The sequence below is a fragment of the Metallibacterium scheffleri genome (assembly GCF_002077135.1).
Taxonomy (GTDB): domain Bacteria; phylum Pseudomonadota; class Gammaproteobacteria; order Xanthomonadales; family Rhodanobacteraceae; genus Metallibacterium; species Metallibacterium scheffleri.
The window spans coordinates 60,496-73,573 of the sequence record NZ_LDOS01000002.1 but is presented as its reverse complement, the minus strand read 5'-3'; the positions used below and the strand labels follow the sequence as shown (position 1 = coordinate 73,573).

12 protein-coding genes are annotated in these 13,078 nt (G+C 67.0%); 7 read left to right on the top strand and 5 right to left on the bottom strand.

Annotated features, from left to right (window positions below):
* Positions 1–3 precede the first annotated feature (3 nt).
* The gene (locus tag Mschef_RS05560; protein ID WP_081126896.1) at positions 4–993 is read left to right on the top strand and encodes an ABC transporter ATP-binding protein; all 990 of its coding nucleotides are present in this window, start codon (positions 4–6) and stop codon (positions 991–993) included.
* Complete coding sequence (locus Mschef_RS05555; protein WP_081126895.1) at positions 990–2,006, top strand: ABC transporter ATP-binding protein; 1,017 nt, start codon at positions 990–992, stop codon at positions 2,004–2,006. Before Mschef_RS05560 ends, Mschef_RS05555 begins: the two co-directional genes overlap by 4 nt.
* 25 nt (positions 2,007–2,031) lie before the next feature.
* On the opposite strand, the gene Mschef_RS05550 is transcribed toward Mschef_RS05555, so the two are convergent.
* On the bottom strand, positions 2,032–2,268 hold the full coding sequence (locus tag Mschef_RS05550; protein ID WP_081126894.1) for a glutaredoxin family protein: 237 nt from the start codon (positions 2,266–2,268) through the stop codon (positions 2,032–2,034).
* Between the two features lie 59 nt (positions 2,269–2,327).
* Here Mschef_RS05550 and Mschef_RS05545 point away from each other — a divergent pair, with 59 nt between their 5' ends.
* On the top strand, positions 2,328–3,710 hold the full coding sequence (locus Mschef_RS05545; protein ID WP_081126893.1) for an L-serine ammonia-lyase: 1,383 nt from the start codon (positions 2,328–2,330) through the stop codon (positions 3,708–3,710).
* Between the two features lie 431 nt (positions 3,711–4,141).
* Positions 4,142–5,791: an APC family permease gene (locus Mschef_RS05540; protein ID WP_081126892.1), complete on the top strand. Its 1,650-nt coding sequence runs from the start codon at positions 4,142–4,144 to the stop codon at positions 5,789–5,791.
* Between the two features lie 296 nt (positions 5,792–6,087).
* On the opposite strand, the gene ltrA is transcribed toward Mschef_RS05540, so the two are convergent.
* From ltrA to Mschef_RS18260, 4 genes are all read right to left on the bottom strand, one after another.
* Complete coding sequence (gene ltrA / locus Mschef_RS05535) at positions 6,088–7,308, bottom strand: group II intron reverse transcriptase/maturase (protein WP_081126891.1); 1,221 nt, start codon at positions 7,306–7,308, stop codon at positions 6,088–6,090.
* Between the two features lie 724 nt (positions 7,309–8,032).
* A complete protein-coding gene (locus Mschef_RS05530) occupies positions 8,033–8,938 on the bottom strand; it encodes an NAD-dependent epimerase/dehydratase family protein (RefSeq protein ID WP_081126890.1) in 906 nt (301 codons plus the stop codon).
* Positions 8,922–9,953 carry a GDP-mannose 4,6-dehydratase gene (gene gmd / locus Mschef_RS05525; protein ID WP_242426471.1) on the bottom strand — a complete coding sequence of 344 codons (1,032 nt, stop codon included), beginning with the start codon at positions 9,951–9,953 and terminating at the stop codon, positions 8,922–8,924. The genes Mschef_RS05530 and gmd overlap by 17 nt, the downstream gene beginning before the upstream one ends.
* Before the next feature lie 65 nt (positions 9,954–10,018).
* On the bottom strand, positions 10,019–10,144 hold the full coding sequence (locus tag Mschef_RS18260) for a hypothetical protein (RefSeq protein WP_277921469.1): 126 nt from the start codon (positions 10,142–10,144) through the stop codon (positions 10,019–10,021).
* A 134-nt stretch (positions 10,145–10,278) separates the two neighbouring features.
* On the opposite strand from Mschef_RS18260, the gene Mschef_RS05520 reads away from it, so the two are divergent.
* The 3 genes from Mschef_RS05520 to Mschef_RS05510 all read left to right on the top strand — a co-directional run bounded on the left by Mschef_RS05520 (position 10,279) and on the right by Mschef_RS05510 (position 13,020).
* A complete protein-coding gene (locus Mschef_RS05520) occupies positions 10,279–11,067 on the top strand; it encodes an ABC transporter permease (RefSeq protein ID WP_081126889.1) in 789 nt (262 codons plus the stop codon).
* 4 nt (positions 11,068–11,071) lie between these two features.
* The gene (locus Mschef_RS05515; RefSeq protein ID WP_081126888.1) at positions 11,072–11,833 is read left to right on the top strand and encodes an ABC transporter ATP-binding protein; all 762 of its coding nucleotides are present in this window, start codon (positions 11,072–11,074) and stop codon (positions 11,831–11,833) included.
* Between the two features lie 710 nt (positions 11,834–12,543).
* Positions 12,544–13,020 (top strand): hypothetical protein, encoded by a 477-nt coding sequence (locus Mschef_RS05510; protein WP_197686741.1) that lies wholly within the window; start codon positions 12,544–12,546, stop codon positions 13,018–13,020.
* Positions 13,021–13,078: the final 58 nt, after the last annotated feature.

Below are 13,078 nucleotides of genomic sequence, written 5' to 3'. Positions count from 1 at the left end.
GACATGCCCGTGCTCGAAGTTCGCAACCTGAGCGTGCGTTTCGCCACCGTCTCTGGCGGCACGGTGCGCGCGGTCAACGACATCAGCCTGGAGGTCGAACGCGGCGAGGTGCTGGGCATCGTCGGCGAGTCCGGCTCGGGCAAGAGCCAGACCTGGCTGGGCGTGATGGGCTTGCTGGCGCGCAACGGCCGCGCCGAGGGCAGCGCGCGCTTCGATGGCAGGGAACTGCTGGGCCTGTCGCATGGCGCACTCAACGAGCTGCGTGGCGCGCGCATGGGCATGATCTTCCAGGACCCGATGACCGCGCTCAACCCGTTCCTCAGCGTCGGCCGGCAGATGACCGAGGTGCTGCAGCGGCATCGCGGCATGGGCCGCCGCGCCGCCGAGCGCGAGGCCATCGCGGCGCTGGAGATGGTGCACATCACCGACGCGCCCAGGCGCCTGGCCATGCATCCGCACGAATTTTCCGGCGGCATGCGCCAGCGCGTGATGATCGCCATGACCATGCTCACGCGCCCCGACCTGCTGATCTGCGACGAGCCCACGACCTTCCTCGATGTCACCGTGCAGCGCCAGATCCTGGCCTTGCTGGACGAGCTGCGCCAGCGCTTCAACACCGCCATCGTGTTCATCACCCACGACCTCGGCGTGATCGCCGAAATCGCCGACCGCGTGATCGTCATGTACGGCGGCCGCGTGATGGAGCAGGCCGACGTGCATACCCTGTTCGCCAGTTACCGCCATCCCTACACCGAGGGCCTGTTGCGCTCGGTGCCGCGTCCGGATGTCACCAGCCACGGTGTGCTGGCCACCATCGCCGGCAACCCGCCCGACCTCGCGCACCTGCCCGCGGGCTGTCCGTTCGCGCCGCGCTGCGTGTACTGCGAACCGCGCTGCGCGACGCAGATGCCGGAGCTGCTCGATGTCGGCCCCGCGCACTGGCGCGCCTGTCATCACGTTGGCGCGCTGGGCAAGCTGGGGACCGCGGCATGAACGAGCCGGTCGCGCCGCCGCTGCTCGAAGTCGATGACCTGTCGGTGCATTTCCACGTGCCCGGCAGTGGCTGGAAGCAGCGCAAGCGCGTGCTGCGCGCGGTCGATGGCGTCAGCTTCAGCGTGGCCGAGCGCGAGACGCTGGGCATCGTCGGCGAATCCGGCTGCGGCAAATCCACACTGGCGCGCGCACTGCTGCGCCTGGTGCCGAGCAGCGGCGGCCACCTGCACTACGCCGGACACGATCTGCTGGCGCTGGACGCGAAGTCGCTGCGCCCGCTGCGCCGCGAGCTGCAGATCATCTTCCAGGACCCGCTGGCCGCGCTCGACCCGCGCATGACCGTGGGCCAGATCATCGGCGAGCCGCTGCGCGCGCTGCGCCCCGAACTGCCGCGCGCCGAGCGCCACGCGCGCGTGCTGGCGATGATGCAGCGCGTCGGCCTGCTGCCCAACCAGGTCAACCGCTACGCGCACGAGTTTTCCGGCGGCCAGGCGCAACGCATCGGCATCGCGCGCGCGCTGGCGGTGGAGCCGCGCCTGCTGGTCTGCGACGAACCGGTGAGCTCGCTCGATGTGTCGATCAAGTCGCAGGTGATCAACCTGCTGCAGGATCTCAAGACCGAGCGCGCGCTGACCCTGGTATTCATCGCCCACGACCTGGCCAGCGTGCGCCACATCGCGCAGCGCGTGCTGGTGCTGTACCTCGGTCGCGTGGTCGAGATCGCCAGCCGCGACGCGATCTTCGCGCAGCCCATGCACCCGTACACGCGCATGCTGTTCGCGGCCGCGCCGATCCCCGATCCCGATGCCGCGCGCCGGGTGCGCGCCGCGCCGGTGCGCGGCGAGATCCCCTCGCCGTTCGATCCGCCATCGGGCTGCGCGTTCCGCACGCGTTGCTCTTTCGCCACCGAGCGCTGCAGCGCCGAGCGCCCGCGGCTGCGCGATCTGTCAGGCGGGCAGGTCGCCTGTCACCGCGCCGAGGAGCTGCTGAACCAGGCCCGCGCGCCGGGCTGACCGCGCGTCGCGCGTGCAGCGCCGTTCACGGCGCACACGCGACGAAGGCGCGCAGCGCCTCGGCATCGAACGGCCAGCCCAGCTCGGCGCCATCGTCGCGCGCCAGCACCGGAATGCGCGTGCCGTAGCGCGCCTCCAGCGCCACGCTGGACTCGATATCCACCACCGCGTAGATCACGCCGGCCTCGCCCAGCAGCGCCTCGGCCAGCGCGCACAGCAGACAGGCATCGCGGCGGTAGAGCGTGAACACGGGCTGCTGCATTGCGAGGCACCGGGCTGAATGGGGCGCCTACAATAGACCGATTCTCGTGGTGATCATGCATGGCCGTCAGCGTCTTCGATCTGTTCAAAATCGGCATCGGGCCGTCGTCCTCGCACACGGTGGGGCCGATGCGCGCGGCGGCGCGCTTCGTGCAGCGCTGGCTGGCGGATGCGGGCAATCTGCCGCGCGTGGCACGCGTGCACGTCGAGTTGTACGGCTCGCTGGCCATGACCGGTCGCGGCCACGGCACCGACAAGGCGGTGCTGCTGGGGCTGGAAGGCCACTGGCCCGACCGGATCGATCCCGACGCCATCCCGGCGATCCTGCAGCGCATCCGCGACGAGCGGCGGCTGCGCCTGGGCGGCACGCACGCCATCGCCTTCGACGAAGCCCAGGATCTCGTCTTCAACAAACGCCAGAAGCTTCCTTACCACGTCAACGGCATGCGCTACGGCGCCTTCGACGCCAGCGGCGCCCTGCTGGCCACGCGCGACTACTACTCGGTCGGCGGCGGCTTCGTGGTCAACCAGGACGAGGCCGCCGAAGACCGCATCGTCGCCGATACCACGCCCCTGCCGTATGCGTTCCACAGCGGCGCCGATCTGCTGGCGCACTGCGCGCGCGAAGGCAAGAGCATCGCGCAGCTGATGCTGGCCAACGAATGCGTGTGGCGCAGTGAAGCCGAGGTGCGCGCCGGCCTGCAGAACCTGTGGCAGGCCATGCAGGACTGCGTGACGCGCGGCCTGCGCTCGGACGGCATCTTGCCCGGCGGACTCAAGGTACCGCGCCGCGCGCCGCAGATGGCGCGCGAACTGCGCGAGCGCCCCGAGGCCGCGCTGCGCGATCCACTGTCGATCCTCGACTGGGTCAATCTGTACGCGCTGGCGGTGAACGAGGAAAACGCCGCCGGCGGCCGCGTGGTCACCGCGCCCACCAATGGCGCCGCCGGCATCATCCCGGCCGTGCTGCACTACTACGACCGCTGCGTGCCCGGCGCCAGCGCGCAGGGCGTGATCGACTTCCTGCTCACCGCGGGCGCCATCGGCATCCTGTACAAGGAGAACGCGTCGATCTCCGGTGCCGAGGTCGGCTGCCAGGGCGAGGTGGGTGTGGCCTGCTCGATGGCCGCCGGCGGACTGGCCGCGGCCATGGGCGCGACCCCGACGCAGGTGGAGAACGCCGCCGAGATCGGCATGGAGCACAACCTGGGTCTGACCTGCGACCCGATCGGCGGCCTGGTGCAGATCCCCTGCATCGAGCGCAACGCGATGGGCGCGGTGAAGGCCATCAACGCGGTGCGCATGGCCATGCGCGGCGACGGCAAGCATTTCGTCTCGCTGGACAAGGTCATCCAGACCATGCGCGCCACCGGCGAGGACATGAAGGAGAAATACAAGGAAACCTCGCGCGGCGGCCTCGCCGTCAACGTCATCGAGTGCTGAGCGGCTGTGAATTTTTCAGCCTCTCAGCCCGGCCATGGATGGCCGGTCGCGAAGCGGTCACGCACGTGGCTGCTTCGCGCAGGCGCGTACGGACCTGTGCCGGACGCGCCGATGAAAAATTCCGCACGACGCGGAATTTTTCACAGGCTCGGAGCGGCCCGATGCCGTCAGCCCGGGCGACGCGCAGCGTCGGGTCGGGATGCATGACCCGCGCGCCCGCGCCGGCATCGACATGCACGACTGCACTTTCATGGAGCGGTTCCCGTCCCCGACACAAGCATTCGGGGATGACGTTCCTGCGCGGGAATGACGGCAACGTGTATTTGCGGCAACGTGTGATTGCAGGCTGACAGCGCTGGCCACCACTGCGACAATCGCGGCACGCAGTGGCGCCGCCGGTTCGCGGCGGCGCGCATCCACGGGAGAGACCCATGCAACACCCATCCTCGCCGCGCCGCGAAGTCGGCGCGATCGCCCTGCTGTTCACCGGGCTGGGCTCGATCATCGGCTCGGGCTGGCTGTTCGGCGCCTGGCGCGCGGCCGGGCTGGCCGGACCGGGCGCGGTGTGGGCGTGGGTGCTGGGCGCGGCGATCATCACCAGCATCGCGCTGACGTATTCCGAGCTGGGCGCGATGTTTCCCGAATCCGGCGGCATGGTGCGCTACGGGCATTACTCGCACGGCTCGCTGGTGGGTTTCATCGCGGCCTGGGCCAACTGGATCGCGATCGTCTCGGTGATCCCGGTCGAAGCCGAGGCCTCGGTGCAGTACATGGCCTCGTGGCCGTTCGCCTGGGCCGAGGCGCTGTTCGTGCACCACCCCGGCGGCAGCGGCGAGCTGACCACGAGCGGCCTGCTCATCGCCGCGATGCTGGTGGGGATGTTTTTCCTGATCAACTTCTGGAGCGTGAAACTGTTCGCGCACTCGAATACCGCGATCACCTGGGTGAAGTTGGTCGTGCCGGCGGCGACGGCGCTGGCGCTGATCGCCAGCGGTTTCCACCGCGCCAATTTCGATGTCGGCGTGCACGGCGGAACGCATGCATTCGACTTCGCCGCGATCCTCACCGCGGTGGCCACGGCCGGCATCGTGTTCAGCTTCAACGGATTCCAGAGCCCGGTGAACCTGGCCGGCGAGGCACGCAATCCCGGCCGCAGCGTGCCGTTCGCGGTGCTCGGCTCGATCGCGATCGCGGCGGTGATCTACGTACTGCTGCAGGTGGCTTATCTCGGCGCCGTGCCGCACGACCTGCTCATGCGCGCCGGCTGGCACGGCATCGATCTGCGCTCGCCGTTCGCCGAACTGGCGCTGCTGTTGAACCTGCACTGGCTGGCACTGCTGCTGTACGCGGATGCGTTCGTCAGTCCCAGCGGCACCGGCATCACCTATACGGCGACCACGGCGCGCATGCTGGTCGGCATGCAGCGCAACGGCACCCTGCCCGCGGCGCTGGGCCGGGTGCATGCGCGCTGGGGCGTGCCGCGTCCGGCGATGTGGCTGAATCTGGCGGTGTCGTACCTGTTCCTGTTTTTCTTCCGCGGCTGGGGCACGCTGGCGGCGGTGATCTCGGTGGCGACGATCATCAGCTACCTCACCGGCCCGGTCAGCGCGATGACGCTGCGCCGCACCGCGCCCGACCTCACGCGGCCGCTGCGCATCGCCGCGCTGCCGCTACTGGCCGGCGTGGCTTTCGTGATGTCCACCGAACTGCTGTACTGGGCGCGCTGGCCGCTGACCGGCGAGATCATCCTGCTGATGGTGGTGGCGCTGCCGGTGTACTTCTATTACCAGGCCAGGAATGGCTGGCGCGATTTCGGACGGCAACTGCGCGGCGCGTGGTGGCTGATCGCCTACCTGCCCACGCTGGCACTGGTGTCGTGGCTGGGCAGCACGCAGTTCGGCGGCAAGGGTTATCTGCCCTACGGCTGGGATCTGCTCGTGGTCGCCGTGATCGGTCTGGTGTTCTACCTGTGGGGCGTGCGCTCCGGCTGGCGCACGCCAGCGGTGGAGGCTGAACTCGGCCAACCCTACAGCGAACGCGCGGCGCACCCCGATCAGGAGCGCGAACTGCCCAGCCCGTGAGGCGCCTGTCGCGGGCTGGTGATGTCGATGAACCGTTTGCGCGGGATGGGTTCTTTGCCTGTCATCCCCGCGAAAGCGGAGATCCAGCGGCACTTGCGCAGCGCCTGTCTGGATCCCGGCTTGGCCCTGCGGGCCGTCCGGGATGAGGAGCCTGCCGCGGACTGGTGATGTCAGCAAACAGTTCGCGCCAAATGGATTCTTTTTGCCCGATAGGGGTCGGGAAGGCTCATCACCTCCCCGCCCTCCGAACCGTGCGTGCGGTTCTCCCGCACACGGCTCTCCAGTGGGTGGTTGCTTCATCGAGATCGGCACGCCAAGGCATGGGCTTGGGTTAACGTGAAAAGCCCCTGCTGAGCGAAGTAGCTATTGGGCCAGCGCTGATGGTCCTCGCGGGTGTGACCGTGCCCACGCCGACCGTCGTATGCACGAAGGATAGAGCGCAGACGCCGGCGGATAAACCCGTCGAGCTTGCTGAAAGTGATCCGGTGGGCATGCTTGAAGTACTGGTACCAGCCCCGCAGCATCGGGTTGATCTGGCTGATGATGCTCGCCAGCGAACGCCCCTTGGTACGCGGCGTGTGCTGTCGAATTTTGTCCAGCATCGCGTTCCAGCTCTTCGTGCGTACCCGGCGTTGACCGGCCTCGAACCGATAGCCCAGAAACTCGAACCCGCGGCCTACCTGTCGGCAGTCGCCGACGTGAGTCTTGTCCGGGTGCAAGGTCAGCTCGTGGGCGTCCACCCACGTGCCAATCTCGGCCAGCGCACGTTGCGCCTCATCCGCGGTCTGACACAGCACCACGAAGTCATCGGCATAACGCACCATCCGATAGCCACCTGCGGCCATCGTCTCGTCGAGCCCATGCAGGTAGATATTGGACAACAGCGGACTGATCACCGCACCCTGCGGCGTACCGCCCGTGGGGATCCAGCGTTCCAGTCCCGCCATCACTTCCTGCTTGAGCCACGATTCCAGCAAGCGCAGTACGCGGCCATCCGCGATCTGCTCGCGCACCCGCGCCATCAGACCGGCGTGCGGAATGCTGTCAAAGTAGCCGGCAAGGTCGGCATCCACCACATGGCAATACCCCGCCCGCAGCAGTGCATCCACCTCCCGCAGCGCACGCTTGGCACCGCGGCCGGGCCGAAACCCGTAGCTGTGTGCGCAAAAGATCGACTCGAAGATCGGCTCAATCACCAGCCGTACCGCCGTTTGCACCACGCGATCCTTCACCGTCGGTATCCCCAGTGGACGGGTTTGGCCCCGCCCTTTGGGAATCTCGACCCGCCTGATCGCTTGGGGCCGGTACGTGTCACTGCGCAGCGCCCTCGCCAGCTCGTCGAGGTAGCGCTCGGCATGGGCCGCGAACGCGTCCACACTTTGACGATCCACCCCGGCCGCTCCGCAATTGCGCACCACCCGTCCCCACGCCGCTTGCAGCGTCGCCGGACGCATCACCTTGTCCATCAGGCTGAACCATTTTCCTCCCTTCACGCCGTTGTCCAGCGCTGCCAACATTCGGTCCGTCCATACCGAGGCTTCCACCCAACTCCAATCGCGAGTCTGGGTATCTTCATCGTGCTTAGCCGTTACCGGCACTTGCGATGAGTTTGCGTGCATCGTTCTCAACCTCCCGAATCCACCTTCCTGCCCCCCTTCCCTCCACGCGGTTTTGCTAGCCGCGCTTCGCGGATCTCAACTCAAGATCCTGCGGTACTACGAAGGCTCTGACTCCCTCACCCGTTCACATCGGGCGCGGGTCTCCCCGCTTACTGCATCGCACCTTCCCAATGTTCCGTCCCCAACCACACGGTGTGCCCGATCATCGCTTTGACAGCCACCTCAGCGTGATCGGTGAGTTCCAGGCTTCGCCATGAATGAGCAGGCTCGCCGCAACACCCCGCCGAAACGGGTTCGCTTTACTACGGACCATCAGTTCGTTTCCGGTTGCTCTCCACCCCGCCTCTCAGCGACGCAGTTACCTTCAACTACAGGGCCTGTGGCTTGCCCCGACGCGGACTTGCACCGCGCTGATACGATGCCCTCACGGGCGCACTCATCCCCGCGAAAGCGGGGACCCAGTGGCACTTGCGCAGCGCCCGCATGGATCCCGGCCCGGCGCTGCGGACCGTCCGGGATGACATCAAGAGAAGGAAATGCCGTCCGGGCGGACGTGTCAAGAGAAGGGGCGCGCCATCGGGATGGCAAAGCGGTGGCGCACGGCACCGGCGAATGCGCGGGCTCAGGGCGCCGTGTACATCCAGCGCAGCGTGTCGCGCAGCGCGATGCCGCCCGGCGCATCGTCCAGCACGGCGCGCAGGCGCACGTTGCTGCCGCGCAGCCGCGCGACTTCGTGGCCGCGCACGAAGGCGGGGTTGACGCGCACCTCGATCGCGTAACCGCCGATGGTCCGCATCAGCGCCAGCACTTCGTCCAGCGCGGCGAGCGTGCCCGAACAGACGTTGAGCGTCTGGCCGATGGCGGACGGCGCATCCAGCAGCGCGCGGTAGCAGCGCGCGACCTCGCGCACGTCGCTGAAATCGCGTGCCACGTGGGTGTTGCCCAGTTCGATCACGCGTGCGCCACGGCGGAAGTGGCCGACGATCTTGGGCAGCAGGAAATCCTCGCTCTGGCCGACGCCGGTGTAGTTGAACGGCCGCGCGATGATGATGGGCAGGCGCGGCATCCACAGCCGCGCCATGTGCTCCATGGCCAGCTTGCTCACCGCGTAGTCGTTGGCCGGCTGCGCCGCCATGGACTCGTCCAGCACCTCGGCGCCGAGGTTGCCGTAGACGTTGCCGCTGCTGGCCAGCAGCACCGCGCGTGGCGGCGCGGCGCACTGCGCCAGCGCTTCGAGCAGGTTGCGCGTGGCGATCAGGTTGGTCTGATACAGCGCAGCGGCATCGCCGTGCGCGACCTGCGCGATGCCGGCCAGATGCACGACCACGTCCGGCGCCAGCGGCGCCAGCGCGCGCAACGTGGCGTCGCGATCACGCAGGTCGAGCGTGATTTCATCCGCTGCAGCGACCCCATCCTGCACCACGCCGAGCACGCGATGACCAACCTGCGCCAGTTCCGCGCGCAGGTAACGCCCGGTGAAGCCACGTGCGCCGGTCAACAGCGCCAGCGGTTCAGAACGAGCGGTCATGCTCGACGCGCGCCAAATCGGCCTGCACCATCGTGCGGCACAGGTCTTCCAGCGAGGTGCGCGCTTCCCAGCCCAACTCGGTACGCGCCTTGCCGGCATCGCCGATCAGCAGCTCGACCTCGGCGGGACGATAAAAGCGCGGGTTGATGCGCACGCGCACCTGGCCCTTGGCGTCCACGCCGACCTCGTCGATGCCCTGCCCCTGCCAGTGCAGCGGCAAGTCCACTGCGGCGAAGGCCAGGTTGACGAAATCGCGCACCGATTCGGTGCGTCCGGTGGCCAGCACGTAGGTGTCGGGATGATCGGTCTGCAGCATGCGCCACATGCCCTCGACGTACTCCTCGGCGTAGCCCCAGTCGCGGCGCGCATCGAGGTTGCCCAGCTCGAGAATTTCCTGGCGGCCGCGCACGATGCGCGCGGCGGCGTCGGTGATCTTGCGCGTGACGAACTCGCGCCCGCGCAGCGGCGACTCGTGATTGAACAGGATGCCGCTGGCACCGAAAATGTCGTAGGACTCGCGGTAGTTCACCGTCATCCAGTGCGCGTAGAGCTTGGCCACGCCGTAAGGGCTGCGCGGCCAGAACGGCGTGTGCTCGTTCTGCGGCACCGCCTGCACCTTGCCGAACATCTCCGAGGTGGATGCCTGGTAGAAGCGCGTCTTGCGGTTGACCATGCGGATGGCCTCGAGCAGGAACAGCGCGCCCACGCCGGTGATCTGCGCCGTGGTCGCCGGCTGCTCGAAGGACACGCCGACGAAACTCTGCGCCGCGAGGTTGTACACCTCGTCCGGCTGCGCCTGCTCGATCAGGCGAATGCTGGTGCCCTGGTCGGTGAGGTCGTACTCGACCAACTCCAGATTGGCGTGCTCGGCGATGCCCAGCTCCTGGATGCGCCATTGATTGACCGAGCTGGTGCGGCGATACGTGCCGAATACCTTGTAGCCCTTGTTCAACAGCAGGCGGGCCAGATAAGCCCCGTCCTGCCCAGTGATGCCGGTGATGACTGCGCGTTTCACGAGGTCGACCTTGCGAGTGAATGCGCGGAATCTTGGCACACTCCACGCACGTGGCCAAAGCTTGCTCAATGCGTCGCGCGCGGCAGGCGCGGCAAGGCTCCGGCGGGCTTCATCATCAGCTTGTCCACAGGAAATCCAGCGCGCGCTGTGGACAAGGCGCGCGCGGCGCGCGTGTGATCCGAACTGATCATCGATCAAGTATCCAGTCCAATCGACCAGCAGGTCCGTGTCGCCCATGAACAGCAAACGCAGCCCAGCAGCCGCTCTGGCTACGGATGCGGCCGAGTCAACTATCATGTCGCGTCTTCGACCCAATCGGACCGCAATGGCCGCTCTAGGCATCGCCACCGCTGACCTCAAAGCCAGCATCAAAGCCTGGCGGCTGTGGAGCCTGCTGGGCTGGATCGAGATCCGCCAACGTTACGCGCGCTCCAAGCTGGGGCCGTTCTGGTTGACCATCAGCATGGGCGTGGTGATTGGCGCGATCGGACTGGTGTTCGGCGCACTGCTGGGTCAGAACATGGACACCTACCTGCCCATGCTGTCGACCGGCATGGTGACGTGGACGCTGATGGCCACGATCATCACCGAAGGCTGCAATGCCTACATCAACAGCGCACAGTACATCCGCCAGGTGCACACGCCGCGCTTGATCTACCTGTTCCAGGCGATGTGGCGCAACTTCATCATCTTTCTGCACAACTTCGTGATCGTGCTGCTCGTGCTGGGCATCTACGGCGTCAAGAGCTGGGAGACCCTGCCCCTGTTCCTGCTCGGTCTCATCGTGCTGTTGCTCAATGCCGTGTGGATGGCGATGGTGGTTGGCCTGTTCTCGGCGCGTTTCCGCGACCTGCCGCAGATCGTGACGGCATTCATGCAGATGATGTACTTCGTCACCCCGATCATGTTCGCGGCCAGCGCGCTGAAAAAACACGAGTGGATCGTGACCTTAAATCCGTTCGCCTACTTGATCGACCTGGCGCGCCAACCGCTGCTGGGCGAATGGCCCACACCGCTCACCTGGGAAGTTGCGCTGGGCATGACCGTTGTCGGCTGGGTGTTCGCCCTGGCGCTGACCGGGCGCTACCACAAGCGCATCCCCTACTGGCTGTGAGCCGATGACTGACACCTCGATTACGCTGGAACACGTCGGGCTGGATCTGCCGATCTTCGATGTCTCCGGGCAGTCGCTGAAAAAACGCGTGTTGCGCGCGGGCCGCCGCAACCGCATCGCCGAGGACAACGCCGGCGTCGTCATCGTGCGCGCGCTGGACGACATCAGCTTCAGCATCGAGGCCGGCGACCGCCTGGGCCTGATCGGCGCCAATGGCGCCGGCAAATCGACGCTGCTGCGCGTGATGGCCGGCATTTATCCTCCCACCGCGGGCAAGGTGCGCACGCAGGGCAAGACCGTGCCGCTGCTGGATATCGCTCTGGGCATGGATGACCAGTCCACCGGCAGGCAGAACATCCGCCTGCGTGGACTGCTGCTGGGCATGAGCGATGCGGAGATCCGCGCCAAGACCGAGGAGATCGCCGCGTTCACCGAACTCAACGACTACCTCGATCTGCCCCTACGCACTTATTCCACCGGCATGCGCGTGCGCCTGGCCTTCGCCGTGTCCACCGCGGTAGATGCGCAAATCCTGCTGCTGGACGAAGTGCTGGGTGTGGGCGACGCGCGCTTTCAGGAGAAAGCCAGGGAGCGGCTGGAAGGCCTGCACCGCCGCGCCGAGATCGTGGTGATCGCGCTGCACTCCAACGAGGCGATCCGCAAGGCCTGCAACAAGGCCATCTGGCTGGATCGCGGCAAGCTGATGGCGATCGGCAGTACCGCCGATGTCACCGCCGAATACGAGGCGCATGTGGCGCGCGGCTGACTGACTTGTGCGCTGAGCAACGCGCAGGATTCCGGTATCGAACTAGCGCACTGCGTCCGGATGCGCGCGGTCCAACCTTGCACTGGATGACCCGCTTCTCTGTTGTGAAGCGATTCCCGCCTGCGCGGGAATGACGAGAACAGTCGCGAGGGTGGATTCTTCGCGGGAATGACGGGAGGCAAGGTCACGCTTCGTCATTCCCGCGCACCTTCGATAGGGGTCGGGAAGGCTCATCACCTCCCCGCCCTCCGAACCGTGCGTGCGGTTCTCCCGCACACGGCTCTCCAGTGGGTGGTTGCTTCATCGAGATCGGCACGCCAAGGCATGGGCTTGGGTTAACGTGAAAAGCCCCTGCTGAGCGAAGTAGCTATTGGGCCAGCGCTGATGGTCCTCGCGGGTGTGACCGTGCCCACGCCGACCGTCGTATGCACGAAGGATAGAGCGCAGACGCCGGCGGATAAACCCGTCGAGCTTGCTGAAAGTTGTTACGTCCGTCGAAGGCCGAGGGTCGATTGCCTCTGACGCCCCGAGTTCTTTCAGGGCGTTCATGAGAACGGCATCCAGTGCAGCCTGGGACGAGGCACGAACGAGATAGGCCGGTGCTCCTTTGTTATCGTGGGTTTGCGAATCCAACACGACACAAAGGAGGCCGGCCTATGGACCGAATTGTAGCGAGCATTACCACGCTCGATCAGCACCTGGACGCCGTCGTGACGAACGCCGACGCCTACCGTCCGCAGGCCTGCCCGCACTGCCGCCTGGGCGGTCTGTGGGGACACGGCTGCTATTACCGCAAGGCCGATCGCCGCGCGGGTGGGGCGCGCAACCCGGTGGCTGTCTTGCGTTTCCTGTGCCGGCAATGTTTGCGCACGTGCTCGCGGCTGCCGTTGTGCATCGCGCCCCGGCGCTGGTACGACTGGGCCGTGCAGCACGCGGTGCTGGCGCTGTTGCTGGGCGGATGTTCAGTGCATCGGTGCGCGCGCTGCACGTGCCGGGCCCGGCGGACCGTGCGTCGCTGGCGAGACTGGCTCGATGCACGCGGCGAGCACTTTGCCTGCGTGCTGCGCAGCCGGTTTCCCGAGCTGGGTCGATGGCCCGATCGGCAGACGTTGTGGCGCCACGTGATCGACGCCATGCCCCTGGCCCGGGCCATGGTCTGGCTCGACCGGGAGCTGAGCGTCCCGTGATAAGTCGCACCTGCGTGACCGCAGGACGCCCCTGAATCCCGCCCGGGAGGGACCCCAC

Excerpts from the sequence above, each read along its gene's own strand:
- Mschef_RS05560 (WP_081126896.1), top strand. The coding sequence starts at position 4 with ATGCCCGTGCTCGAAGTTCGCAACCTGAGCGTGCGTTTCGCCACCGTC.
- Mschef_RS05555 (WP_081126895.1), top strand. The coding sequence starts at position 990 with ATGAACGAGCCGGTCGCGCCGCCGCTGCTCGAAGTCGATGACCTGTCG.
- Mschef_RS05550 (WP_081126894.1), bottom strand. The coding sequence starts at position 2,268 with ATGCAGCAGCCCGTGTTCACGCTCTACCGCCGCGATGCCTGTCTGCTG.
- Mschef_RS05545 (WP_081126893.1), top strand. The coding sequence starts at position 2,328 with ATGGCCGTCAGCGTCTTCGATCTGTTCAAAATCGGCATCGGGCCGTCG.
- Mschef_RS05540 (WP_081126892.1), top strand. The coding sequence starts at position 4,142 with ATGCAACACCCATCCTCGCCGCGCCGCGAAGTCGGCGCGATCGCCCTG.
- ltrA (WP_081126891.1), bottom strand. The coding sequence starts at position 7,308 with ATGTTGGCAGCGCTGGACAACGGCGTGAAGGGAGGAAAATGGTTCAGC.
- Mschef_RS05530 (WP_081126890.1), bottom strand. The coding sequence starts at position 8,938 with ATGACCGCTCGTTCTGAACCGCTGGCGCTGTTGACCGGCGCACGTGGC.
- Mschef_RS18260 (WP_277921469.1), bottom strand. The coding sequence starts at position 10,144 with ATGATCAGTTCGGATCACACGCGCGCCGCGCGCGCCTTGTCCACAGCG.
- Mschef_RS05520 (WP_081126889.1), top strand. The coding sequence starts at position 10,279 with ATGGCCGCTCTAGGCATCGCCACCGCTGACCTCAAAGCCAGCATCAAA.
- Mschef_RS05515 (WP_081126888.1), top strand. The coding sequence starts at position 11,072 with ATGACTGACACCTCGATTACGCTGGAACACGTCGGGCTGGATCTGCCG.